Annotated in this window: 26 protein-coding genes and 2 tRNA genes; 19 read left to right on the top strand and 9 right to left on the bottom strand. The window is 68.3% G+C overall.

The annotated features are described in order from the left end of the window. Positions 1-5: 5 nt before the first annotated feature. The gene (locus MFF24_RS17085) at positions 6-737 is read right to left on the bottom strand and encodes a DUF898 domain-containing protein (protein WP_238225868.1); all 732 of its coding nucleotides are present in this window, start codon (positions 735-737) and stop codon (positions 6-8) included. 929 nt (positions 738-1,666) lie between these two features. Here MFF24_RS17085 and MFF24_RS17080 point away from each other — a divergent pair. Continuing rightward, positions 1,667-1,987, top strand: a complete 321-nt coding sequence (locus MFF24_RS17080) for a hypothetical protein (protein ID WP_133088770.1) — start codon at positions 1,667-1,669, stop codon at positions 1,985-1,987. Between the two features lie 372 nt (positions 1,988-2,359). Here MFF24_RS17080 and MFF24_RS17075 read toward each other — a convergent pair. After that, positions 2,360-2,434, bottom strand: a tRNA-Glu gene (locus MFF24_RS17075). Between the two features lie 145 nt (positions 2,435-2,579). Between MFF24_RS17075 and rlmB the strand changes: the two genes are divergently transcribed. The 17 genes from rlmB (at position 2,580) to MFF24_RS16990 (ending at position 17,348) form a co-directional block, all read left to right on the top strand. Then, positions 2,580-3,389 carry a 23S rRNA (guanosine(2251)-2'-O)-methyltransferase RlmB gene (gene rlmB / locus MFF24_RS17070; protein ID WP_238225866.1) on the top strand — a complete coding sequence of 270 codons (810 nt, stop codon included), beginning with the start codon at positions 2,580-2,582 and terminating at the stop codon, positions 3,387-3,389. A gap of 312 nt (positions 3,390-3,701) precedes the next feature. Beyond that, on the top strand, positions 3,702-5,411 hold the full coding sequence (gene rpsA / locus MFF24_RS17065; RefSeq protein WP_108938334.1) for a 30S ribosomal protein S1: 1,710 nt from the start codon (positions 3,702-3,704) through the stop codon (positions 5,409-5,411). A 97-nt stretch (positions 5,412-5,508) separates the two neighbouring features. Then, positions 5,509-6,834, top strand: a complete 1,326-nt coding sequence (locus MFF24_RS17060; protein ID WP_238225864.1) for a putative sugar O-methyltransferase — start codon at positions 5,509-5,511, stop codon at positions 6,832-6,834. A 332-nt stretch (positions 6,835-7,166) separates the two neighbouring features. Then, entirely contained in the window at positions 7,167-8,135 is a 969-nt protein-coding gene (gene sppA / locus MFF24_RS17055) for a signal peptide peptidase SppA (protein WP_166058088.1), read from the top strand. Positions 8,136-8,180: 45 nt separating this feature from the next. Beyond that, a complete protein-coding gene (gene ihfB, locus MFF24_RS17050; protein ID WP_003600667.1) occupies positions 8,181-8,489 on the top strand; it encodes an integration host factor subunit beta in 309 nt (102 codons plus the stop codon). Between the two features lie 186 nt (positions 8,490-8,675). Beyond that, complete coding sequence (locus tag MFF24_RS17045) at positions 8,676-9,041, top strand: LapA family protein (RefSeq protein ID WP_133088774.1); 366 nt, start codon at positions 8,676-8,678, stop codon at positions 9,039-9,041. Positions 9,042-9,063: 22 nt separating this feature from the next. Next, positions 9,064-9,711, top strand: a complete 648-nt coding sequence (locus MFF24_RS17040) for a phosphoribosylanthranilate isomerase (RefSeq protein ID WP_238225862.1) — start codon at positions 9,064-9,066, stop codon at positions 9,709-9,711. A gap of 130 nt (positions 9,712-9,841) precedes the next feature. Further along, a complete protein-coding gene (trpB, locus tag MFF24_RS17035) occupies positions 9,842-11,083 on the top strand; it encodes a tryptophan synthase subunit beta (RefSeq protein ID WP_238225860.1) in 1,242 nt (413 codons plus the stop codon). A gap of 103 nt (positions 11,084-11,186) precedes the next feature. After that, positions 11,187-11,263 (top strand) — tRNA-Met (locus tag MFF24_RS17030). A gap of 329 nt (positions 11,264-11,592) precedes the next feature. Continuing rightward, a complete protein-coding gene (locus MFF24_RS17025; RefSeq protein ID WP_238225858.1) occupies positions 11,593-13,053 on the top strand; it encodes a helix-turn-helix transcriptional regulator in 1,461 nt (486 codons plus the stop codon). 318 nt (positions 13,054-13,371) lie between these two features. Then, positions 13,372-13,713 (top strand): CsbD family protein, encoded by a 342-nt coding sequence (locus MFF24_RS17020; protein ID WP_238225856.1) that lies wholly within the window; start codon positions 13,372-13,374, stop codon positions 13,711-13,713. 41 nt (positions 13,714-13,754) lie between these two features. Continuing rightward, positions 13,755-14,666, top strand: coding sequence for a PhnA-like protein (locus MFF24_RS17015; protein WP_238225854.1), 912 nt, complete (start codon positions 13,755-13,757; stop codon positions 14,664-14,666). Between the two features lie 89 nt (positions 14,667-14,755). Continuing rightward, positions 14,756-14,959, top strand: a complete 204-nt coding sequence (locus MFF24_RS17010) for a CsbD family protein (protein ID WP_238225852.1) — start codon at positions 14,756-14,758, stop codon at positions 14,957-14,959. A gap of 67 nt (positions 14,960-15,026) precedes the next feature. Beyond that, positions 15,027-15,410, top strand: a complete 384-nt coding sequence (locus tag MFF24_RS17005) for a CsbD family protein (RefSeq protein ID WP_238225850.1) — start codon at positions 15,027-15,029, stop codon at positions 15,408-15,410. A 168-nt stretch (positions 15,411-15,578) separates the two neighbouring features. Beyond that, positions 15,579-16,061 (top strand): YidB family protein, encoded by a 483-nt coding sequence (locus MFF24_RS17000; protein ID WP_238225848.1) that lies wholly within the window; start codon positions 15,579-15,581, stop codon positions 16,059-16,061. An 82-nt stretch (positions 16,062-16,143) separates the two neighbouring features. Beyond that, positions 16,144-16,572 (top strand): PRC-barrel domain-containing protein, encoded by a 429-nt coding sequence (locus MFF24_RS16995; RefSeq protein ID WP_133088781.1) that lies wholly within the window; start codon positions 16,144-16,146, stop codon positions 16,570-16,572. 164 nt (positions 16,573-16,736) lie between these two features. Continuing rightward, entirely contained in the window at positions 16,737-17,348 is a 612-nt protein-coding gene (locus MFF24_RS16990; protein ID WP_238225846.1) for an SOUL family heme-binding protein, read from the top strand. Between the two features lie 13 nt (positions 17,349-17,361). Here the strand turns inward: MFF24_RS16990 and MFF24_RS16985 are convergent, their stop codons facing one another. The 7 genes from MFF24_RS16985 to mdcA are packed head-to-tail and all read right to left on the bottom strand — an operon-like array spanning position 17,362 to position 23,394. Further along, complete coding sequence (locus MFF24_RS16985) at positions 17,362-18,285, bottom strand: ACP S-malonyltransferase (protein WP_238225843.1); 924 nt, start codon at positions 18,283-18,285, stop codon at positions 17,362-17,364. Next, a complete protein-coding gene (mdcB, locus tag MFF24_RS16980; protein ID WP_238225841.1) occupies positions 18,282-19,145 on the bottom strand; it encodes a triphosphoribosyl-dephospho-CoA synthase MdcB in 864 nt (287 codons plus the stop codon). The genes MFF24_RS16985 and mdcB overlap by 4 nt, the downstream gene beginning before the upstream one ends. Beyond that, positions 19,142-19,801: a malonate decarboxylase holo-[acyl-carrier-protein] synthase gene (mdcG, locus tag MFF24_RS16975; RefSeq protein WP_238225839.1), complete on the bottom strand. Its 660-nt coding sequence runs from the start codon at positions 19,799-19,801 to the stop codon at positions 19,142-19,144. Before mdcG ends, mdcB begins: the two co-directional genes overlap by 4 nt. After that, complete coding sequence (mdcE, locus tag MFF24_RS16970) at positions 19,794-20,510, bottom strand: biotin-independent malonate decarboxylase subunit gamma (RefSeq protein ID WP_238225837.1); 717 nt, start codon at positions 20,508-20,510, stop codon at positions 19,794-19,796. Before mdcE ends, mdcG begins: the two co-directional genes overlap by 8 nt. Then, entirely contained in the window at positions 20,497-21,429 is a 933-nt protein-coding gene (locus tag MFF24_RS16965) for a biotin-independent malonate decarboxylase subunit beta (RefSeq protein ID WP_238225835.1), read from the bottom strand. The genes mdcE and MFF24_RS16965 overlap by 14 nt, the downstream gene beginning before the upstream one ends. A gap of 2 nt (positions 21,430-21,431) precedes the next feature. Next, entirely contained in the window at positions 21,432-21,740 is a 309-nt protein-coding gene (gene mdcC / locus MFF24_RS16960) for a malonate decarboxylase acyl carrier protein (protein ID WP_238225832.1), read from the bottom strand. Positions 21,741-21,747: 7 nt separating this feature from the next. Continuing rightward, on the bottom strand, positions 21,748-23,394 hold the full coding sequence (gene mdcA, locus MFF24_RS16955) for a malonate decarboxylase subunit alpha (RefSeq protein WP_238225830.1): 1,647 nt from the start codon (positions 23,392-23,394) through the stop codon (positions 21,748-21,750). A 334-nt stretch (positions 23,395-23,728) separates the two neighbouring features. Between mdcA and MFF24_RS16950 the strand changes: the two genes are divergently transcribed. Then, positions 23,729-24,415 carry a GntR family transcriptional regulator gene (locus MFF24_RS16950; RefSeq protein ID WP_238225828.1) on the top strand — a complete coding sequence of 229 codons (687 nt, stop codon included), beginning with the start codon at positions 23,729-23,731 and terminating at the stop codon, positions 24,413-24,415. Positions 24,416-24,456 lie beyond the last annotated feature (41 nt).

Below are 24,456 nucleotides of genomic sequence, written 5' to 3'. Positions count from 1 at the left end.
CAGCCTCAGGCCCGGGGACGGGGCGCGTCGAGGCTGCCCTCGACGGCGGCCACGAGGGCGGAGGGGCCGAGGCGCTTGGTGATGTCCACGGACAGGTACCGGCGGACGACCAGGGCGTGCACGAGGGCCTCGCCCACGAGGCCACCGCCGAGGGCATCAGCGACCATGGCCAAGGGAGCCGCGCCGCCATTGGCCCGCGTGACGTCGAGGGCCGCGAAGACATGGTGCGCGGTGATCCGCAGGTCCCGGTTCCGCTGGATCTCCTCGACGGTCCGGAGCGTGACCGGATGTTCGATGGTCGCGGCCTCGACGATGTCGAACGACCACCCGAGCCCGCGGTAGACCTCGCGGGCAAGGCCGAGCTTCAGGTCGTAATCGGGGTCGCTCTCCGGGTCGTAGAGCCTCTTGACCTCGCGGATCTCGACCGCGCCGTCCGCTAGGTCGCGGCGGATGTCGGGGAAATAGACGAGCGGGCGCGGTCGCCCGACCAGGATCTCGATCCGGTGGGGCTGCGCGAGGTACGTGAGGACCCGGCTGTCTACCTCGCAATGGTAGAAGTAGCGCAGCTCGCGGATGTCCTCCCACGGGAGGGAGCGCCGGGCCTTCGTCGAGGCGTACCGGCCCGTGGGCTTATGGTGCCGCCCGTTGATGATGCGGCGGATCGGCCCGCCGCGGGGGTCTTCGACGATCCGCGCGGTCACGCGCATCTGCAGGATGTCGCTGTCGATCTCGAACACGCGCACGCCCTCCGTCGCCGGACGCAGTGCGCCGGCCGAAGCCAAGTCAGGTCGCGGAACGGTCAGTCGGGCCGCCGGGTCGGGGCGCAGAGGCGCGCTTGCGCGGGCGAGCCCGCGGTGGCAGGATCGCAGCGCTGGCGACATCTCGTCGCCGCCTCAGATGAAATCCCCCCGGTTGAGGCCCCTGGTAGTCTTGTTCAGGGAATGACCACGGGCCTTGAGAGGACTTCAACCTGGCGAGCCCGCGACCTGACCGGTCGCGGGTTTTCGTTTGTGGGATACCTCGTCGCTACATCGTGCCCGACCCCCGTCGTTAGTCGCCGTATATCCACGACCGTGCCTCGATTTGATCGGCTCGGCTAGCCCCTCGGCGCCGGCGATCGGCGAGTCGGGCCGGGGATTTAGCCCCCGTTCGACAGGTCTGTCGGACCGGTCAGGGCACGTCTGGGCATGCCGCTGGCAGGCCCGCGAGACGCGGCTTTTCGGGGTCTCAACGTCGACGTCACGAACCCCCGAAACGCGGGCTCGAAGGCCGACGGCCGACCAGGCTTGCATGCTTTCAGGCAAGGGTTTTGCGCGCCTGAAAAGGCGACGCTCCCGACCCTTGAGCCCGCGGTTTTTGGAAGTTGCCTATCGTAATGGTTCCCGTCCAAAAGCGGAACGAGTTTGTTGGCCAACAGCCAACAAACCTGTTGATGGCCCCTGGGAGCTTTGTTGGCTACCGGCCAACAAACTCCACGCCCAAGGCGGGTAAGCCCAACTTCTTTGTTGGCCGATAGCCAACAAAGTCCCGTCGAACGCGGAAGAAGTTTCTTGGCTGGTAGCCAAGAAAGGGTCGCGAGGCGTTTTGAGTTTGTTGGCCATCAGCCAAGAAGGTGACCGAAACGGCCGTTGGCGTTTCGCCAAGAATTTCCCGTCACACTCGCGGTATGACCGCCCGACCTTCGATCCTGGATATCGCCACCGCGTGGCAGGCGGCCGACGAGGCGAACCGCAAAGGCCGGGGTGCGCTGGGCCGGACTGCAGCCTCCCGCGGGGTGAGTTCAGCCGTCGTGAAAGAGGCTATCGACCGGGTCGAAGCGGCGCTCAAAAGCCCCCCATTCTTCGTGATCCGCGTCCGCAGATCTGGCGATTTGTCGCAGGCCGGGTTGGCCTTTCTCAGGACGGCTCCGGCTGTGCTCAAAGCTTGGCAGGCGATGGAGGCGGCGGTGACGGCGGAGACCCATGTCGACCAACGGGATGGTCGGTGATGGCTCGGCCGTGTGTCGATTGATCGAGTCGCTCTTATCCTGGAACTGGCGCCGTGCATCACACGGAAGGCATCGGCGACGAGCGAGACGCTCTTATTCTGGAAACGCCCCGGTCCTGGCCTGAGTTATGGCCCCGACCGAGTCTTTCTTATCCTGGAGCTGGTACCCCGCCCTGGCCTACGGCGTCGCTCGTATCGAGTCGCTTCTATCCTGGAAGCCGCGACGCTCTTATCCTGGAAACAGAGTCGGTCCTATCCTGAAGGCCGCGACGCTCTTATCGCGGAGATCGAGTCTGTCTTATCCTGGAAGCCGAGTCGCTGTTATATTGGCATCGAGTCGGAATTATATTGGCTCGATAACAGACAATGCGCGTGGCGCGCCCTGCGGGAATCGAACCCGCCTTTTCAGCGTGAAAGGCTGACGTCCTAACCGATAGACGAAGGGCGCTGTCCGACGGCGCCCGGTCTATAGTCGGGTTCTCCGCCGACGGCAACGGTCTTGCCGCATGATTCCGCCGCTTGACGCGAGGCGGTCGCATCGGCTTCTCGGACGCGAGACACGCCGCCCCTTACCTGCCGCGAAAGATCCGCCCATGACCCCGCCGCGCGACCGCCCGGCCAAGCCTTACGGCTTCCGGCCCCGCCCGCGAACGCAGCATCCGCCGGGACCAACGGCCCGTGAGGGGAGGGACCATGTCGTGCTCTACGGCTGGCATCCGGTGTCGCAGGCGCTCAGCAATGCCGGCCGCCACTTCCACCGGCTGCTCGCCACCGAGAACGCGTTGGCACGCCTCAACGAGGCCGGGGTGACGCTGCCGATCGAGCCCGAGATCGTCCGCCCGAGCGCGATCGACAAGCTGCTCGGACCGGACGCGGTGCATCAGGGCCTCTACGCCGAAGCCGAGCCGCTCGCCGCGCCCGAACTCGACGCGATGCCGGACGACGCGCTTCTGCTCGCCCTCGACCAGATCACCGATCCGCACAATGTCGGCGCCATCGTCCGCACGGCGGCAGCCTTCGGCGTGACCGCAATCGTCACCACGGCCCGCCACTCGCCGAATGCCACCGGCGTCCTGGCGAAATCCGCCTCGGGCGGCCTCGAACACGTGCCGCTGGTGATCGTGCGCAATCTTGCCGAGGCGCTGATCACGCTCGGAGAGCGCGGCTTCACCCGGATCGGACTCGATTCGGATGCCGGAACCTCGCTCGATGCTGTCGGTCCGCGACGGCCGGCCGTGCTCGTGCTCGGCGCCGAGGGCAAGGGCCTGCGCCAGCGCACCACCGAGTGCTGCGACCTGCTGGTGCGCATCGACGCGACGGGTGCCATCCGAAGTCTCAACGTCTCGAATGCGGCGGCGATCACGCTCTACGCCCTCACCCGTCCGGACGGCCCCACGGACTGAGAGCCGGCGCCGTCGCGCCAGGGCGCCGCCGGCCGGCCGATCATCAACCCGCGCAAGGCGTTGCGTCGGCGACGCGGATCCGGTATCGCTCGCACCGATTTCCTCATCGGTATCGTCATGATCCGGGTCTCGTGCCCGGCGGCCGCATCGCCGGGGAGATCGGCCCTCGACCATCGCTTACAGCATGCGTCGGCCCTCCGAGAGGAGGCGAGCCCGGCCGGATCGTCCATCCGGCGGGCGGCGGTGACGGGGGCATTTCGCAACACGAGCCGCCGGCGCGGCCTCACGAAATGAGGCCATTCAGGAGAAAGAATGTCTGCTGGTCTGAACGCAAGCTCCGCGGCCCGCGAGGATTTCGCGGCCCTGCTCGAGGAATCTTTCCTCCAGCACGAGATCACCGAGGGTTCGGTCGTCAAGGGTACCGTCGTCGGCATCGAGAAGGATGTCGCCGTCATCGATATCGGTGCCAAGACCGAGGGGCGTGTCCCCCTCAAGGAATTCACCGGCCCGGGCCGCGAGGGCGAGCTCAAGGTCGGCGATGAGGTCGAAGTCTACGTCGACCGCATCGAGAACGCGCTGGGCGAGGCCGTTATCTCGCGCGACAAGGCGCGCCGCGAGGAATCGTGGGTCAAGCTCGAGAAGGCTTTTGAAGCCAACGAGCGCGTCACCGGCACGATCTTCAACCAGGTCAAGGGTGGCTACACCGTCGATCTCGACGGAGCCGTGGCGTTCCTGCCGCGCTCGCAGGTCGACATCCGCCCGGTGCGCGATGTGACTCCTCTGCTCGGCACGCCCCAGCCGTTCCAGATCCTCAAGATGGATCGCCGCCGCGGCAACATCGTCGTGTCGCGCCGCACCGTGCTCGAAGAGAGCCGCGCCGAGCAGCGCTCGGAGCTGGTGGCCAACCTTGAGGAAGGTCAGGTCATCGACGGCGTCGTCAAGAACATCACCGAGTACGGCGCCTTCGTCGATCTCGGCGGCATCGACGGCCTGCTGCACGTCACCGACATGGCGTGGCGCCGCGTGAACCACCCGTCCGAGGTCGTGACCATCGGCCAGACGGTGAAGGTCAAGATCATCAAGATCAACCACGAGACGCACCGCATCTCGCTCGGCATCAAGCAGCTCCTGGCCGATCCGTGGGAGGGCATCGCCGCCCGCTACCCCGAGGGCGCCAAGCTCAAGGGCCGCGTGACCAACATCACCGATTACGGCGCCTTCGTGGAGCTGGAGCCGGGGATCGAGGGCCTGATCCACGTCTCCGAGATGAGCTGGACCAAGAAGAACGTCCATCCGGGCAAGATCGTCTCCACCTCCCAGGAGGTCGAGGTGCAGATCCTGGAGGTCGATTCGGTCAAGCGCCGCATCTCGCTCGGCCTCAAGCAGACCCTGCAGAACCCCTGGGAAGCCTTCGCCGAGAAGCACCCGGTCGGCTCCGAGGTCGAGGGCGAGGTCAAGAACAAGACCGAGTTCGGCCTGTTCATCGGCCTCGAGGGCGATGTCGACGGCATGGTCCACCTGTCGGATCTGGACTGGAACCGTCCCGGCGAGCAGGTCATCGAAGAGTTCAAGAAGGGCGACATGGTCCGCGCCCAGGTTCTCGACGTCGATGTCGAGAAGGAGCGCATCTCGCTCGGCGTGAAGCAGCTCGGCGGCGATCCCTTCGCGGAAGCCGGTGAGATCAAGAAGGGTCAGGTCGTCACCTGCGAGGTCGTCGAGGTGAAGGATTCGGGCCTGGAGGTGAAGCTCGTCGACACCGACATGCAGACCTTCATCCGCCGCGCCGAACTCGCTCGTGACCGCGGTGACCAGCGTCCCGAGCGTTTCGCCGCCGGCGAGAAGTTCGATGCCCGCGTCATCCAGTTCGATCGCAAGGCCCGCCGCGTGCAGGTCTCGATCAAGGCGCTGGAAGTCGCCGAGGAAAAGGAAGCGATGGCCCAGTTCGGCTCGGCCGATTCCGGTGCCTCGCTCGGCGACATCCTGGGTGCCGCCTTCAACAAGAAGAAGGGCGACGACGAGTAAGACTCGCCTCGCCTGTCCATAATGCCTCGGGGCCGGCTCTGCCGGCCCCGAACTTTTTTTAATTCCGATTGTTCGAAGCGTCTTGAGGCGAAGCGCGATGGCAAACCGCCTCCCGGGCTTGGGTGCCGGCTTGAGATGGTTGAGGGGTGGGCCCGGAAGACGGCACCCCGACCCGCTCCCCCCCGATTTTGCCGCCGAGGCCTATCTCGATCTGAATGCCGACGTGGCGATGGCGATCGAGGCCGGCCACATCGCCTCCGCGGAAGAGCATTACCGCCTCTTCGGCCGCCGCGAGGGCCGCCCCTACCGCGTACCGTCCGCAAGCGGTGAACTCGGCGGCGGGATCGCCGGGCTGTGGACCTATCGCTATCCCTACCGCGCCTGGCCGGATCTGCCGGAGATCGCCTTCGCTCCGCCCCGCCCCGGCCCCGAGGATGAGGTGATCGCGCGCCGGCTCATCGCCGCTTGGCGCTCCGGTGCCGAACGGTCGCCCATTCAAGCCGACAGCGCCGGTATGTGGGCAGCCCGAACACAGGGCTTCTCCGCCTTCCATCACGCGCTCCGGAGCGGCGATGCTGCCGCGCTCGCCGACCAATTGAACAACCTGTTCCAGTCCCATCTCTCCCACGGCATCGCGATGGGACGCACGATGGCGACCCTGGCCCGTCACGCTCCGGCGCCCTTTTCCGCAAGCTGGTGCGACCGGATGCTGCGGCTCTCCGAAGCCCTCGGCCTCGTCCCCGTCCGCTCGCCGGAGCAGGGCGATTTCGCCGCTTCCCTCAACGGTTCTCCCGCCGTTTACCCGGAGCCGGCACGCCTCGAAGCCGAACTCGGCTTCCCCCTGACCTTCCCCGAGGTCGGCGCGCCGTTCGGTGTGCATTTCGGCGCCGGCATCCTGCCCGAGCACGCCTTCAGCCACGCCTACGCCGCGTGGCGAATCGGGCAGATCGGCGTGGTTGACCGCATCGTCGAGATCGGCGGCGGTTTCGGCGGTCTCGCATGGTTCCTGCGCCGCCCCGACCGGCGCTACACGATCCTCGATCTGCCCTTCACCAACGTTCTACAGGGCTGGTTTCTGCTCAAGGCAGGCCTCGACCTGTCTCTGGCCGGGGAGCCAGAGGCCGCGATCCGTGTCCTGCCGTGGTGGGAGATCGAACGGGACGAGCGTTACGATCTGGTGATCAACCAGGATTCCCTCCCCGAGATGCCTCCGGAGACGGCGGCCATGTACCTTTCCCGTATTCGAACGATCGCTCCCCTGTTCTATTCGATCAATCAGGAAGCAGCAGCACCGAACACGGATGAGTTTCGGCAGGTTATCGTCCCCCAACTCGTGGCGCGCGACGGCGGCTATCGGCGTTTGAGTCGCAACCTGTTCTGGATGCGCGACGGCTACGTCGAGGAAGTCTACGCTCGGAGCTGAGTCCGTCGCTGCCTGACAACATCGCTTTCGGCGACGACGGGTGCCGGTTGTCCGGGCTCGGACGGAACAGGCTCTTGCCCGTCTGCCACAGGGGGCGTTAAACACAACCCCGGACTCGGTAGGCGCGATCGAATCCAAGTCCATCAAGGACTTGGCCGGCATCTGGATCGACGGGCGGCACCGGCTCCGGGACATCGTGTGGGATCGACCCGTCTCGGAGAGGCGAGCCGATCCGCGGATCGGTCGAGGTTGCGTTCGGACAGGACGCGGCCGGGACGATCCCAACAGAACAACGGTCCGGATGGACCGCTCGGAGAGGAGTTGATCGTCGGATGGCCGCAGACGCCGAGTTTCTCATCGACCGCCGCCGTCTGCGCCGCAAGCTGACGCTGTGGCGGATGCTCGGCATCGGAGCCGCGATCATCGCCGTGGGCGCATTGGGCTACCGCGCGCGGGTCGGCGAGGGCCGGCTGTTTCCGGCGACCGAGAACCAGATCGCCCGGATCTCGATCGGCGGCTTCATCGCCGGCAGCGAATCGACCCGTAAGCTGATCGAGCGCGTCGGGGAGTCGAATGCGGTCAAAGGCGTGGTGATCTCCATTTCGTCGCCCGGCGGCACCACGACCGGCTCGGAGGAACTCTATCGCAACCTGCGCGCGCTGGCGGCGAAGAAGCCGATCGTCGCCTTCGTGGACGGGACCGCCGCCTCGGGCGCCTACATCACCGCGATCGCCGCCGACCATATCGTCGCCCGTGAAACCGCGCTCGTCGGTTCGATCGGCGTGTTGTTTCAGTATCCCGACGTCTCCGGCCTGCTCGACAAGGTCGGTGTGAAGGTCGAATCCGTGAAGTCGTCGCCGCTGAAGGCAGAGCCGTCGGGCTTCAGCCCGACCTCTCCCGAGGCCCGCGCGGCCCTGTCCTCGATCGTTCTCGATACCTATGGCTGGTTCAAGGGCCTCGTGGCCGAGCGCCGGGGCATGAACGAGAGCGAGATCTCCACCGTTGCAGACGGGCGCGTGTTCAGCGGCCGCCAGAGCGTGCCGCTCAAGCTCGTCGACGAGCTCGGCGGCGAGCGCCAGGCCGTAGCGTGGCTGGAAAAGGAGAAGCAGGTTCCTGCCAACCTTCCGGTGAAGGATTGGAAGCCGAAAGCAGAGGGCGGGTTCAAGCTCTGGTCGGCCCTCGGCGTCGGCGCGGACCTTCTCGGTCTCGATGGGCTCGCCAGCCGCCTCCGCGCCGTCGAGGACGAGGCCGCGGGTGTCGCCCAGGGCGGGCTTCTCGCCGTTTGGCGCCCGGCACCCTGAGGTTTCGCACCCTGCCGCGACGCCCCTCATCCGGAAGAGAGCCGCATGATCAAGTCGGAACTCGTGCTCAAGATCGCAGAGCAGAATCCTCACCTCTATCAGCGCGACGTCGAGACCCTCGTCAACGCGATCCTGGACACCATCGCTGATGCGCTCGCCCAGGGGGACCGGGTGGAGCTGCGCGGCTTCGGGGCCTTCTCGGTCAAACGCCGCGAGGCACGGCGCGGCCGCAACCCCCGCACCGGCGAGTCCGTGGCGGTGTCGGAGAAGGCGATCCCGGTCTTCAAGACCGGGAAGGAGATGCGCCTGCGCCTCAACCGGGCCGGCATCGGCGACGAGCAGCCGAGCGCCTGATCGTATCGGCCGATCTTCCGTCTCGGTCCCCGGTTCGATGATCCCATGCGCCGAAACGCCATCCCCATCGTCGTCTTGCGCTCTAATTCTGCGGTCTGAGCCGCGAGAGGCGCCCGCTCGAACGCCGTTCGCGGCATCGGGCGGAGCCGACCGCAGGCTCCTGCCGTCCCGTCGGAGATCCGTTGCATGATCCGTTTTCTAAAGGCGCTGGTTCTGCTGCCGATCGCGGTGGTGGTCGTTCTGCTTGCGGTCGCCAACCGCGAGCCCGTGACGCTCTCCTTCGATCCGTTCTCGCCGGAGCCGGTGTTCAGCCTCGTCCTGCCGCTCTACGCCGTGCTGTTCGGCGCGGTGGCGCTCGGCATCCTGGTCGGGGGCATCGGCAGTTGGCTCGGACAGGCCGGAACGCGCCAGCGCGCGCGCTACCACCGCCGCGAGGCCGACCGCCTCGCCAAGGAGGCGGCGGAACTGAAGACGTTCGGCACGCCCGGTTTCGAGCCGGGCTACGCCGGCGCCGGCACGCACACCGCGCTTCCGGCCCCGGCGGCGCGCTGAGAATCCGGAGCATTCCCCTGCGATGGCCGAGGTGCACGTCAAGATCTGCGGTCTCAGCACCGAAGCGACCCTCGACGCGGCACTCGACGCGGGGGCCGACCTCGTCGGCTTCGTCCATTTCCCCAAGAGCCCGCGCCACGTCAGCCTGGAGAAGGGCCGCGGTCTCGCGGGGCGAGCGCGGGGGAGGGCACAGCGGGTCGTGCTGCTGGTCGATCCCGACGATGTGCTCCTTGCCGCCGTCGCCGAGACACTCGATCCGGACTGGATCCAGCTTCACGGCAAGGAGAGCCCGCAGCGCGTCGCGGAGATCCGCGCGCGGACCCGGCGGCCCGTTCTGAAGGCGGTCGGCGTCGCAGCCGCGGCCGATCTCGTCGCGCTGCCCGACTACGCCGAAGTGGCCGACCGGCTTCTGCTGGACGCCAAGCCGCCTCCCGGCGCCGACCTACCCGGCGGCAACGGACGCAGCTTCGACTGGGACATCCTGCGCGGCGTGGTCCTGCCCGCGGGCACGATGCTGTCGGGCGGCCTCGATGCCGAGAATGTCGGGACCGCTTTGTCCCGCACGGGCCTCGCGGCCGTCGATGTCTCGTCGGGCGTCGAGATTCGTCCGGGCGAGAAGGATCCGGCTCGAATCACCGCTTTCGTCGCCGCCGCGCGCCGCCGGGCTTGACCGTCGGCCTCCCATTCCACCCCCACGCGGGGACGGTCCGACGAGTTGTCCGGCTGTGACGCATTGCAGCCGTCGTCCCATGGGTCTAGCACGCGAGCCGACAATCGATTTTTCGCGAAGGACCGTCCCCGTGACGCTGAACCCCGCTCCCAATTCCTTCCGCACCGGGCCGGACGAGCGCGGCCGGTTCGGCATCTTCGGCGGCCGCTTCGTGGCTGAGACGCTGATGCCGCTGATCCTCGACCTGGAGAAGGCATATGCCGACGCCAAGGCCGACCCGTCGTTCAAGGCGGATATGGAGTCCTACGGCACCCACTACATCGGCCGCCCGAGCCCGCTCTACTACGCCGAGCGACTCACCGAGCACCTGCGCGCCGGAGCGCCGGCGGGGAAGGGCGCGAAGATCTACTTCAAGCGCGAGGAGCTGAACCACACCGGCTCGCACAAGGTGAACAACGTGCTCGGCCAGATCCTGCTGGCCCGCCGCATGGGCAAGCCGCGGATCATCGCCGAGACCGGCGCGGGACAGCACGGCGTCGCCACGGCGACGCTCTGCGCCCGCTTCGGTCTGAAATGCGTGGTCTATATGGGCGCCGTCGATGTCGAGCGGCAGGCGCCTAACGTGTTCCGTATGAAGATGCTGGGCGCCGAGGTGGTGCCGGTGCAATCGGGCACGCGCACCCTGAAGGATGCGATGAACGAGGCTCTGCGCGACTGGGTCACGAACGTCGCCGACACCTTCTACTGCATCGGCACGGTCGCAGGTCCGCATCCCTACCCGGCGATGGTGCGCGACTTCCAGTCGGTGATCGGTATCGAGACGAAGCAGCAGATGCTGGAGATGGAGGGACGCCTGCCGGATTCGCTCGTCGCCTGCATCGGCGGCGGCTCGAACGCCATGGGGCTGTTCCACCCCTTCCTCGATGATCGCGAGGTCGAGATCTACGGCGTCGAGGCGGCCGGCCACGGCGTGCAGAGCGGCCTCCACGCCGCCTCACTCACCGGCGGCAAGCCCGGCGTCCTGCACGGCAACCGCACCTACCTCCTGATGAACGAGGACGGCCAGATCGCCGACGCGCATTCGATCTCGGCGGGTCTCGACTATCCGGGCATCGGCCCCGAGCACGCGTGGCTGCACGAAATGGGCCGCGTCACCTACCTGTCTGCGACCGATTCGGAGACGCTGGAGGCGTTCAAGCTGTGCTCGATGCTGGAAGGTATCATCCCGGCGCTTGAGCCCGCCCACGCCCTGTCGAAGGTGCTTGAACTCGCGCCGATCAAGCCGGCCGAGCACCTGATGGTGATGAACATGTCCGGGCGCGGCGACAAGGACATCCCGCAGGTCGCTCAGATCTTCGGACAGACGCTCTGAGCGGGAGAATGGGTGCAGCGGTCGCAACAGACCGTTGACACCGCCACGCCCTTCTCCATATACCGCGCCCACCGGACGACGCCGCAGCGCCGTTCGCGGTTGTGGCGGGGTAGCTCAGCTGGTTAGAGCAGAGGAATCATAATCCTTGTGTCGGGGGTTCAAATCCCTCCCTCGCTACCACAAACCTTCGGCCTGACTCGGCACGAAACTTGAAGCCCTGGACTAACCGTCCGGGGCTTTGTCGTTTGCGGCTGACCATATTGCCGGCGTCTGGGCATTCGGCAGCGATGGCCATCACATCCCATTCCGACGAGCGCACCGGCCAGGAGCTAGAATCCGCGAGCCCGTGCGGGGTGATGCGACGCGCCTACTCCAGCGAGTTCTGGGGTCCGTCAGTATCAGAAACGTGATCTTGCGATACCAGAAGCCGACCGGAACCGATTTGTGCGCAACTCGTTTGTGCACCGCTGCCGTCTTGGCAGTTTCAGGTGCGACGGAGCGGCGTGCGCGTGACGGCGGACATCGACAGGCATGAGCTGAGGCAGATCATCGCCGGCCTGAGTGAAGGCGTGATCCTGGTCGAGCCCAATCAGACCATCGCCTATGCCAATGACGCCGCCCTGGCGATGCATGGGGTCACCAGCATCGACGAACTCGGCGGCGATGTTGATGCCTACCGCGAGCGCTTCGCCCTGCGCTACCGCAACAACCGGACACCGGAGCATTATCCGATCGAACGGGTCGTGGCCGGCGAGCAGTTCCACGACGTCGTCGTCGAGGTCCGGCGTGCCGATCAGCCGGAAGTCGACTTCGTCCACTCCCTGCGCAGTCTCGTCGCAACGGATCGCGAGGGTCGTCCGAGCTGCCTTGCCCTGATCCTGAAGGACGTCTCGGACCAGTTCGAGGCCGAGCAGCGCTTCGAGGCGACGTTCAACGCGAACCCGGCACCCGCAATCATCACGCGGTTGTCGGATCTGCGCCACGTCAAGGTCAATGCCGGCTTCCTCGAAATGACCGGCCACACGCGCGATGCCGTCATCGGCCGCAGCGTCTACGAGGTCGATGTCCTCACCGGCGCGCGCAACCGCGAGCTGGCCATCAATCGCCTGAACGAGGGTGCCACCATCCCGCAGATGGAGGCCTGCCTCACGCTGCCGGACGGCGACAGCCGCTTCGTCATCGTGGCCGGCCAGCCCATCGAGATGGGCGACGAGCCCTGCATGCTCTTCACTTTCGCCGATCTCGAACTCCGCCGGAAGGCCGAGACGGCCCTCCGGCAGAGCGAGGAGCGCTTCGCCAAAGCGTTCCGTCTGACGCCCGTCCCGACCCTGCTGTCGCGCCTCGATACCTTCACGGTGACCGCCATCAACGAGGCGTTCACGCGGGTCTTCGGCCACGGCGAGGATGGCATAGTCGGGCGCTCGTTCAGCGAAGTCGGGCTGTGGGTCGCGGGGGCAACCCGCGAACGGTTCGAGGACATGGTGAGGCGGACCGGCTTCGTCGCGGGGCAGGAGGTCTGCCTGCGCCACGAGGACGGAACGGAGCTCGACTGCCTCGCCTCCGGCGAGCGCATCGAGATCGGGGACGCGACCTTCGCGCTCGTGGTCCTTCAGGACATCACCGAGCGCAAGCGCGGCGAGCGGGAATTGTTCGAGGCCATCGAGACGGTCATGGCCGACACCTCATGGTTCAGCCGCGGACTGATCGAGAAGCTCGCCAATCTGCGGCAGCCCGGGCAGCCGGACGGCAATGGCGCAAGCCCGACGCTGACGGTGCGCGAGCGCCAGATCCTGAACCTGATCTGCTCGGGGCTTGCCGACGACGCCATCGCCAAACGGCTCAACCTTTCGCGCAACACCGTGCGCAACCACGGTGCCGCCCTCTACCGCAAGCTCGGCGTCCACAAACGGGCGGAAGCGGTGATCTGGGGGCGCGAGAACGGCTTTCCACTTCCATCGCCCAGTACTTAAAAACCGGCCTACTGGTGTTTTCGTACTATTGAATAGCGCAATCGACCGAGCATCTGAAGCGGGCCGGAGACTTTCTGGACACCAAGAGATGCAGGTGACCGAGCGCGTGAAGACGACTTTCGCCGAGCCCGCCCGCGGGCTCGCTGAAGGAAGCCATCGGCAAGCTCACCGGGTATGCCCGGCTTGAAGCCGAGGGCCGAACGGAGAAGCGCCGGACGCGACCGCCCCCACCGGTCTCGACCCGCGACTGAACCGGATTCCACCCGGCGCCGTCCCGCGGCGCTGCCACTCACCACGAACACCGAACAGGAGATCGTTATGGTCGATACGGACAGGATCACGGGTGCTTCCAAGGAACTCGGCGGCAAGGTGCAAGGTGCGGTCGGCGACCTGACCGGCTCGCGCAGCGACGCGGTCGAGGGCCGTTTCCGCGAAGCCCAGGGCAGCGCCGAGAACCTCTACGGCCAGGCCAAGGACGCGGTGCGACACGCCGCCGACGATGCCTACGAGGTTGCCGAGGACGCCTACGAGCAGGGGCGCCGCTACCTGCGCGGAAGCTCGCGCGAGGTCGGCGAATACGTGTCCGACGCGCCCGTCGCCTCGCTTCTCGTCGCGGGCGCCATCGGCTTCGGCCTCGGCCTGCTCGTCAGCAAGCTCTGACCCTCCCGCATCCCGACTTCCCTGACCATCGGAGTACACGCGTGACCACGATCACAAACCCTTCCGCTGTCGCGTCCGCCGACACGCGGGCCGTCCTTCTCAACGAGGTGTCCTGGGGTGCCATCCTCGCCGGCACTGTCATCGCCATCGTGACGCAGGTCGTCCTGAACCTCGTCGGCGTGGGGGTCGGCCTGGCGTCCGTCGGCACCAATGGTGCTGAAAACCCGGCTGCCTCGACCTTCTCGCTGAGCGCGGGTCTGTGGTTCGTTGGCTCCGGCGTCGTCGCCTCGCTCGTCGGCGGCCTCGTCGCGGGTCGGCTCTCCGGCAAGTCGCTGCCGGGTTCCGCGGCCCTGCACGGCCTCGTGTCCTGGGCGGTCACCACGCTCGTGGTCCTGTATCTGCTGACCTCGGCGGCGAGCGGCCTCGTCGGCGGAACGCTGAGCACCGTCTCGGGTGCGCTGGGCGGCGCGGGCAACCTCGTCGGTGGAACGGTGCAGACGGCCGCTCAGGCAGCGGCCCCGTCGCTGTCCAAGATCTCCAACCCGCTCGATGGAATCGAGCAGAAGGTCCGCGAGCAATCCGCCGGCCAGGACCCGCAAGCGGCGCGTGATGCGGCGGTCGCCGCGGTCCGGGCCATGCTGACCGGCGATGCCGCGCAGAAGGAGCAGGCCAAGAGCCGCGCGGCCGATGCGCTCGCCAAGGCGCAGGGCATTTCCCCCGATCAGGCCAAGACGCAGATCGACGAGTACCAGAAGCAGTACGAGCAGGCCGTGGCGACGGCCAAGCAGAAGGCTGAGGCGGCGGCCGTCAGTGCCAAGTCCGCGGCCACGCAGGGCGCCTTCTACGCCGCCCTGGCGCTGGTCCTCGGTGCGCTCGCCGCCTTCTTCGGCGGGCGCCTCGGCGCCCCGGCCCCCGTCTCCGCTCTCAGTGCCTACGACGCGCGCCGCGCCTGACCGCTTCCCCCTTCGGCTCCCGTCGTCACGGCGGGGGCCGTCCCGACCGGCTTTGCCGGTGATGACCAACCCAGACAGGAGTCCATCCGATGAGCAGCACCACCGACAAGATCAAGGGCCTCGCCAACGAGGCGGTCGGCAACATCAAGCAGGGCGTCGGCAATGTGACCGGTAACGACAAGCTCGTGGCCGAGGGCAAGGCGCAGGAGCTCAAGGGCGAGGCGCAGAAGACGGTCGGCGACGTCAAGGACGGCGCCAAGAACCTCGCCGACAAGATCACCGGCAAGCACTGACCCGAAGGCGCGGGGTCGGCCTCCGGCCCCGCCCGCCCGAATCCCATTGCAACGGAAGGAGAGCATTATGAACCGCGATCAGTTCCGCGGCGCGTCCCGTCACATCAAGGGCCGCGCCCAGACCGCTCTCGGCGGCGTCGCGGGCGACCCCGTCCGCCAGATGCGCGGTGCCGTCAATCAGGTCGCCGGCGGCGCGCAATATGCCTACGGCAGCGCCCGCGACCGGGCGGAGGATCTCGCCCGCGACGGACGCCACATCGCCCACGCCGCCCGCGAGCGGGCCGACAATTGGATCGAAGACGGCCGGCACGCCGTTGGTGAGGCGCGGCGCCACGGCCGGGAGTACGGACGCCGCGCCGTCCGCTACGCCGAGACCCACCGCATCTCCACCCTGCTCGGACTCGTGGCCACCGCCTTCGCGCTCGGCTGGCTCGCGCGTCCCACTCGCTGAACGATTTAGACCGGAAGCATCGCCATGATCCGCAAGCTTCTCACCGCCCTCGTGTTGCCGAGGGTCATCGCCTTCGTCAGCCGCCGGCTCACCGGCCGTACCGCGGCCCCGCCCCGCCATCGGCGCTGAACCGAACCGGCGACCTCACGAAACAGGAGCGAACACGCCATGAGCAAGGGTTATCCGTCGATGACGGCCCTGCTGGGTTTGCTGGCCATTGCCGGCTACCAGAATCGGGACAAGATCGCCGAGCTGCTGAAAGGCCACCAGGACCGGGCAGGGCGTGCTTCGGTCCCGCCGATCCCGAATTCCGCCCCAAGCCAGGGCAGCTCCAGTGCCCTCGACAACCTCGCGGGGCTGTTTGGCGGCATCGGCTCGGCCGGCGTCGGCGGCCTGATCGCCTCCGGACTGAACGAACTCGTCGAGCATTTCACCAAGGGCGGCCACGGCGAGGCCGCGCAATCCTGGGTCCGGCAGGGACCGAACCGTGAACTTGCCGAAGCGGATCTGGAGCGCGCGATCGGGGAAGAGACGCTCGACCACCTCACGCAGCAGACCGGCCTGAGCCGCGCTGCGTTGCTGTCGCGACTTTCACGCGAACTTCCTTCCGCGGTCGATCGGTACTCACCGGACGGGCGCCTGCCGGTCTGACCGTCCCGGACCGGGCGCGATCCGCCCGGTTCGCCCATCTGCTCCCATCGCTTTCCCCTTTTCCGCTGGAGACCCCAACCCGATGACGTTCCGCCCGATCGCGTGTGCCCTTCTGCTCCTGGCGAGCGGACCCGCTTTGGCCCAGGAGCCCGCGCCCGTCGCCGCGCAGCCGGCAACGCTGAACGACGACCTTCGGGCGAAGTTCGTGGCCCAGGCGCCCGAGGACGTGGTCGCCTCGAAGCTGATCGGCCTGAGCATCCGCAACGGCGCGAACGAAACCATCGGCTCCGTGGCCGACGTGGTGTTCGACGAGAGGCGCGCGGTAAAATCCTACGTCGTCAGCGTCGGCGGCTTCCTCGGCCTGAACGCCAAGTACGTCGCCGTGGCGCCCGAGACCCTGAAGCTGTCGCGCAAGGATGGAGGGAGCCTCGACGCAGTGATCGAGACCGACAAGGACCAACTCCGCGCCGCACCGGAATACGTCTATCTCGGCTCCGAACCGAAGAAGTAACTGGACCGTCTATCGACCGCCGGGATGATCCGATCACCGCGGCGAGGTCGGCCAAGGTATCACCGCAAAGCATACGGCCGAACGAGGAAGGCGCCGCCCGGTGACGGAACGGCTTCCGGCGAACGGCAATTGTTCGTGGACCCTGCTCTCCGGCCCCGCTCACGATGGACAAGTTCCTCTACTATCTCGTCACCTTGCTCGAATCCGCGCTGTCGGTCGTCGGCATCCGCGCGACCTACGAGGAGCCCCGCTACGCCGTGGTCGAGCGGCTCGACCGCGGGGTGGAGATCCGCGCCTATGACGGCCGGGTGTCGGTGGAGACCGACGCCCGCGGCCAGCAGGACGGTGAGGCGTTCGGGCGTCTGTTCCGGTACATCACCGGGGCAAATGACGGTGGCGCGCGCATCGCGATGACCGCACCGGTCGAGACCGGAGGCCGCCTGATCGCGATGACCGTTCCGGTCGAACAGGGCGCGGGCGGCACGATGCGGTTCTACCTGCCCCGGACGGTCGCGGAGGCCGGGGCGCCCGAACCGACCGAGCCCGGCGTCCGGCTGACACGAATCCCGCCCGAACGGCTGGCGGTTCTGCGCTTCTCCGGCAGCGCCACCGCCGAGGCGCGCGAGGCACAAGCCCGCATCCTCGCAGAGGTGCTGGACAAAGCGGGACGAAAGCCGGCGGAGCCGCCCTTCTTCATGGGGTATGACCCGCCCTTCTCGATCCCCTTCCTGCGGCGGAACGAAGTCGCCGTGCGGTTGCCGCCCGCGAAGGCGTGAGCGGCGGCAATCCTCAGCGACCGTTGATCCAGTCGGCGGCTCCCGAGGCGGACCGGAATTCTTCGAGGGCGTGGATGCGGGCCTCCGGGATCGCCTCGCGGGCCATGGTCGCGAGCGCGTGGCCGGGGCCGAGTTCGAGCACGGTGTCGCAGCCGTATTCCCGGCAGGCGACAAGGCAGGCGGCCCAGTCGATCGTCTCCGAGATCTGGCGCGCCAGCTTCGACAAACCGGCCTTGCCATCGAAGACGGGGGCGCCGTCGAGCCCGCTGATCAGACGCGGTGCTCCCGGCGGCGGACGTCGCAGGCGCTCGGCCGCGAGTGCCGCTTCGAAACGACCGCTTGCCGCGCGCAGCAGCGGCGTGTGCGAGGGCGTCCGCACCGACAGGATCACGGCCCGCTGCGCCCCGGCGGCTTGGGCGGCCGAACACACCGCGTCGAGCGCCCCGCGCGGACCGCCGACGACGGCGCTGTCGGCGGCATTTCGGATGGCGAGGTGGCAGCCGTGGCGTCCGGCGATCGTCTCGATCTCGGCAAGGCGCAGCCCGCGAATGCCGGCCAGTGCGAAGCCTTCGCCGCTGGCCGCATCCATCGCCTCAGCGCGGGCGGCGGCCAGGCGCAGGATGGCCTCCGCGTCGAAGCGGCCGGCGCAGCCCCAGGCCGCGAGGTCGCCGATGCTGTATCCGGCAACGATCACGCGGGCCGGGCGCGCCGCCTCCACGAGGGTCCAGCCCGCCAGCGCCGCGACGCAGCAGAGGATCTGCCCGGTGCGGTTATCGTGCAGGTCCGCGCCCGGCGCGCGGACGAAGTCCCGCGGATCCTGTCCGAGGACCCGCTCGGCCACCGTGAAGACCGGTGCGGCGGCGGGCCAGTCGGCGGTGAGGTCGAACATCCTCGGATGCTGGCCGCCCTGGCCGGAGAGGAGGACCGCGAGCGTCATGGACGGGCCTCGACGGCATCCACGAACAGCGTCATGGCCAGCAGATCGGCCGCGCCTCCAGGGCTGAGGTTGCGGGCAACGAAGGCGCGGTGCAGCGCCTCGGCATGCCCGCGCCAGCCGGCCCGCGCCACACCACCCTCGGCGATGAACCGCGCGGCCTCGGCCCGCGCGTAGTTGAGGCCGTCGGGACCGCCCCGGTGCAGCAGGTTCGTGTCCTCGATATGGGCGATCAGGGCGAGGCAGGCCTCGACCCGCGCAGCCTCTCCGTCGCCGGGATGGAACTGCCGGCCGCGCCGCAGGGCCGGCAGACCGACCCGGTAGAGACTGGGAAAGCCGGCGGCCGCCTCGGCCGGCGCGCCGCCGACGCCATGGTGGCGGCGCACCCGCGCGCCGGGGGCGTGGAGAAGGACCGGGCCGTCGAGGATGGTCGCACCGTAGCGGTCGCGCACCAGGGCGCCGAGCGCTCCGGCGGCCGGGCGCGGCACGGCACCGGCGGCGGCACAGAGGAGTCCGAGCCCGAAGATGGCGCCGCGATGCGTGTTCACGCCACCCGTCGCCGCCCGCATCGATGCCTCCGCTTGAAGGCCGATGCGGCGCAGGGCCGGCATCGGCGCGCCCGCTCGCCCCGCAAGCGCGAGGTCTCGAAAGAAGGGTGCGATCGCCGCGGTGCTCGCCCGGAACGTCCCCGCGTCCATGTCCGCATGGCTGCCGGAATCGATGGGGCTGACGAGGCCCGGCTTCGGATAGGTTTCGAGTTCGAGACGGAGAGCCTCGGCGGCCGCCCGCGCAATCGTGTCGGCCATGGCCGATCGATCGATGTCCTCGTTCGGGTGAGGCCGGCGCGCCGAAAGTGGGCTCATGCCGCACCACTCGTGAGAATGTCAGTGGCCTTGCGCAGGGCGAGGCGGTCGCGGTGCTTGACCAGAACTCTGTCGCCGGGCGCAGCGGCGTACAGCTCGCGCCAGTTCACGCCGCCCCCATCAGGAAGCAGGATTTCGCCGTCGAGGCGCATCGGCGCCTGCGCGTCGATCTCTGCGAGACCGTCGAGGAGCACAGGCGGCACCGGTCCTTCGATCGGCCACAGCAGATCGAGGTCCGAGCCCTCGGAGAGATAGGGCAGGTCGGTCAAACTCTGCCAGAGTAGGCTGCCGAAGAGGCGCGGCGCGAGGCCATGGCGCCGAGCGAGGATGGCGAGCGCCTCCAGAGTCGCGGCCCAGGCGGGGGGGCAGGCGGCCAGTGCCTCAACGAAGAGCACCGGTGGGCGAGGGCGCACCGCTTCCGGGGGGAGGGCAAGGCCGATGCGGCGCTTGCCGTCCCGCGGCGGCAGCGGAAGGCCGACCGGGACGAACCTCCCGTCTTCGCCCGGATGCGAGCGGCGCAGGATGACCGGCCGCCCGTTCTCCACCCAGGCCGCCACATGCGGCACTCCCGCTAGGTCGGCTCGCTCCGCGATGACCGCCGCCCAGGCACCCGGCTCGACATCGAGCAGGTCGTGGCGCCGATAGGCCTCAGCCAAAGGCCGCATCCCGGACCACCTGCGCGGCGATCTCTTCCGCCACGGGGCGCCCGCCGCGCTCCCGACCGAGCCGGTCGCGAACGTCTTCGGCGGGCATGGCATCGATTACGGCGGCGATCTGCTCGGCCAGGGGCCGGTCCGGGTCGAGGACCGCCTGCACGGCGCCGGTGCGCACCATGTTGTCGAGGCCCGGCGCGAAGACCGGCGTGTCCTTAGCCATCGCCTCCAGGCGGTCGAGAGGTAGCTTCGTCACGCGCGCCACGGAGGGCAGGTCCATCACGCTGGGGTTCGCCCCCGGCAGCCCGACGAGGACGCGGGTCGCGAGCGCCGTGGCGATGAAGGCGCCCGCCGCCGAGTGGCCGTAGATCAGCCCGACGGTCGGATGGCCCTGGGCGTCGGCGAGCAGCAGCGTCTTGGCGAGGTGGGCGAGGTATTCGTTGAGGCCGAGCAGCTCGTCGCGCCGGCTCATGCGCTGGCTGTCGGAATCGATCGCAACGAGGATCGGCGTGCCGCCGCCCCGGCGCACGACGGCGAGGACGTCGCCTGCGAGCCGACAGGCGCCATCAACGCCGAGCGCGGTGTCGCCGTCGATGCCAATCACTGCGAGCCGGCCGCCCCGAAACGGACCCTCGCCGCTGACGAGTCCATCCTCGACCGTGACGGAATGGCCTTCGGGAAACAGCGAGGCCAGAATCTCAACGAGCGTCATGGGTCGTCTTCCCGAGATTGGCGAGAAGGGCGTCGAAATCGGCCGTGGTCAGCGCCGGCACCGCCTCCGGATCGTTGACGCCGAGGCGCGCCCAGATCTCGGTGGCGTCGCGGCAATCACCGAATCGGGCGAGGCGGTCCTCCAACCGCCTCTGCTCGGCCTCAAGCGTGGTGAGGTCGAGGCCTGGGGCGCGGCCGATCGCGTCGAGCGCCGCCTGTCGGAAGGCTTGCACCGTGTCGTCGGCATAGGCGTCAGCGCCGCCGGTGAGGCGGCGGTGCTTGCCGCCCATGGTGCGCCAGACCAGGGCGCGGTCGCGGGAGTCGAACTCCTCGGCGCCCTTGTTGGTCTCGATCACCTCCGGACCCGAGACGGAGATGCGCCCACTCTCGGACACGACGAGCTGCGAGCAGGTGCCGGCGATCAGCCCGCCGCCGCCATAGGCTCCGGCCCGGCCGCCGATCAGTCCGATCACCGGCACGCCGGCCAGCCGCACCTGCGTGATCGCGCGCATCACCTCGGCGATGGCGGTCTCGCCGGCATTGGCCTCCTGCAAACGCACGCCACCGGTGTCGAACAGGATCAGCACGGCGGCAGGCTTCAGCGTCAAAGCGGCGCGCAGCAGGCCGACGAGCTTGGCGCCATGGACCTCGCCGAAGGCCCCGCCCATGAAGCGGCCTTCCTGCGCGGCCACGAGGATCGGCCGGTCGTCGAGGCGGCCAGAGCCGACGATCATGCCGTCGTCGAAGGCGCGCGGCAGATCGAACAGCGGCAGGTGCGGGCTCATCCGGCGCTGCTCGGGGCCGATGAACTCGCGAAAGCTGCCAGTGTCCAGAAGGCCATCGATGCGGGCGCGGGCGGTAGCCTCGTACCAACTGGTCGCCCAGCCTCTGGCAGCGGGGTCGATGATCCGTTCGCCCATCGTCAGACCTCCATCAGCCGGGCGCCCTGGAGCAGGCGCAGGGACACGGTGTCGGGGCGGGCGCCGCCATCGTTGATCGTGATACGCAAGCCGCCGGGCTGAGTACGGGCGACGAAATCGGCGACCACCGCCGACCACACATCGCCGTACCCGCGGATTGGCGTCTCGATCTCGACCGAGCATTCGGTCGGGGCCAGAGCGCGCTCCAGGAGCACTTCGAGGTTGCCGGAGGCGACGACGCCGGTGATGGCCTGCGCCTTCGCGCCGGGCAGGGCGCGGGACGTGACGTGTCGGAAGCTGAGCTTTTCCATCGCGGCCTCACCAGTTCCGGAACTTGGCCGGCGGCTCGTAGAGCCCTCCGGACCAGTGCACGAGATCCTTGATCGACTTCGCCGCGAGCAGGGAGCGGTCGGCGTCGAGAGGTTCGATGCCGAGATCCTCGGGGCGGCGCACGATACCGCGCTGGCGGAGCCGCTCGATCATGGCCCGGTCGCGTCCGCGGCCGATCTCGGTGTAGCCGGCGACCCCGCGGATCGCCTGCTCGCGCTCGTCGGCAGTGCGGCAGAGCAAGAGGTTGGCGACGCCCTCCTCGGTGACGATGTGGGTGACGTCGTCGGCGTAGACCATCACCGGAGCGAGCTCCAATCCGATCTTGCGTGCCAGTTCGAGCGCATCGAGTTGCTCGACGAAGGCCGGCACCAGCCCCTCGCCGAAGGTCTCGACGATCTGAACCACGAGCTTGCGCCCGCGCATCAGGGCGGGATCGCCCGTCACCTGCGCCTCGCGCCCCGCCTTCATCCAAGTGTCGGAGGGGTGGCGCCGCCCGTGCGGGTCGGAGCCCATATTGGGCGCGCCGCCGAAGCCGGCCACGCGGTTCTGCGTCACCGTCGAGGAATGGCCGGAAAGGTCGATCTGCAGGGTCGAGCCGATGAACAGGTCGCAGGCGTAGAGTCCGGCGGTCTGGCAGAAGGCGCGGTTCGAGCGGAGCGAGCCGTCCGCACCGGTGAAGAAGATGTCGGAGCGCTCGCGGATATAGCGGTCCATGCCGACTTCTGAACCGAAGCAGTGAACCTGTTTCACCCATCCCGACTCGATCGCCGGGATCAGCGTCGGGTGCGGGTTGAGCGCCCAGTGCGTGGCGATCTGACCTTTAAGCCCGAGGCGCTCTGCATAGGTCGGCAACAGGAGTTCGATTGCCGCAGTGCCGAAGCCGATGCCGTGATTGAGCCGGCGGATTCCGTACTCGGCGTAGATGCCCTTGATCGCCATCATAGCCATCAGAATCTGGGTCTCGGTCATCGCCGCCGGATCGCGGGTGAACAGCGGCTCGACGTAGAACGGCTTGTCCGCCTCGACCACGAAGTCGATCCGGTCGCCGGGGATGTCGACGCGGGGCACGCGCTCGACGATCTCGTTGACCTGCGCCACCACGACGCCATTCTTGAAGGCGGTCGCCTCCACCACGGTCGGCGTGTCCTCGGTGTTCGGCCCGGTATAGAGGTTGCCGTCCCGGTCGGCCGAGACGCCGGCGATCAGCGCTACGTTCGGGGTGAGATCGACGAAGTAGCGGGCGAAGAGTTCGAGGTAGGTGTGCACCGCCCCGAGCTCGATCTGCCCCCCGTAGAGCATGCGGGCGATCCGCCCGCCCTGCGGCCCGGAATAAGAGTAATCGAGCCGCCGCGCGATTCCCTGCTCGAAGATGTCGAGATGTTCGGGGAGCACGATGCCGGACTGGACCATGTGCAAGTCGTGCACGCGGGCCGGGTCGCACTGGCTGAGGGCGCGCGCGAGGCAATCCGCTTGCTTCTGGTTGTCGCCTTCCAGGCAGACCCGGTCGCCGGGGCGAAGGATCGCCTCCAGCAGATCGACCACGCCTGAGGCCGCCACGACCTTGCCTGCGGCATGGACTCGGCCCGCCTCGATCCGCGCATCGCGGGCCTGCCGCTCAGAACGCCAGCCGCTCATCCGGTCCGCTCCCTGTGATAGCCTCACGGGGCATACACCCGCGGGTCCGAAGGCCGGCGGCGTATGCGCCGTCGCAATCAGACGCAATTGTCGTATTCATATTTGCGCTGACGTCAATTATTTGCATACGATGGCCGTGGCGACGCACGCAGCGATATACGCGAGCTTGGAAGCGGAATGCCATTGCATGCAGATGCCTGCGCGGAGCTGCCGTGCCAGGTTGGGCCAACTTGGCCGAGGGCGCATTGACCGCGGCCGCTTGCATCGGCATCGGCTGCGTCGTCGGCCGGTTACCGCTGGTTGGGATCGTGCGGGCCCTGGTAGAATGGTGCGGATGGGGGAGGGCGGCGCGATGGACGGTATGGCCGAGGGGCGTGGCCTGCTTTCCGACCAGATCCGCAACGCCTTGACGGACGAGATCGCCTCCGGTGTCCTCGCGGCGGGCATCGCGCTGGACGAGCAGGATCTCGCCGACCGCTTCGGTGCCTCGCGCACTCCCGTCCGCGAGGCCCTGCGCCAGCTCGCCTCAAGCGGCTTGGTCGAGATGCGGCCGCGGCGCGGCGTCGTCGTCACCCGCATGACGCCCGAGCGGATCATGGAGATGTTCGAGACGACCGCCGAGTTCGAGGCGCTCTGCGTGCGCCTCGCTACCTACCGGATGACACCGCTCGAACTCAGCGCGCTGATGGACCTGCACGAGCAATCGGCCGAGCCGGTGGCGGCGCAGGATTACGACACCTACGACGCCCTCAACCGCGTCTTCCACGAGACGCTCTACCGGGCGACCCATAACGGCTTCATGTCCGAGCAGGCCTTGTCGATCCGTTCGCGCCTGTCGGCCTTCCGCCGGACGCAGTTGCGGCAGGGCGAACGCATCCTGCGCTCCCGTGCCGAACACGGCGAGATTCTCCAGGCGATCGCGGAGGGCGACGGCGACGCCGCGGCGCGGCGCATGCGCGCCCACATGCTCAACGCGGCGAGCGCGCTGGGCCGCTACGTCGCCGAACACGCCAGCGACTGAGATGATCCGGTGGCCTGCGCGGTTTGCGCGCGGGCCGAAAC

The sequence above is a fragment of the Methylorubrum aminovorans genome (assembly GCF_022179725.1).
GTDB lineage: Bacteria > Pseudomonadota > Alphaproteobacteria > Rhizobiales > Beijerinckiaceae > Methylobacterium > Methylobacterium aminovorans.
Note: the sequence above shows the minus strand (reverse complement) of the source record. Positions and strands in the feature narration are given on the sequence as shown.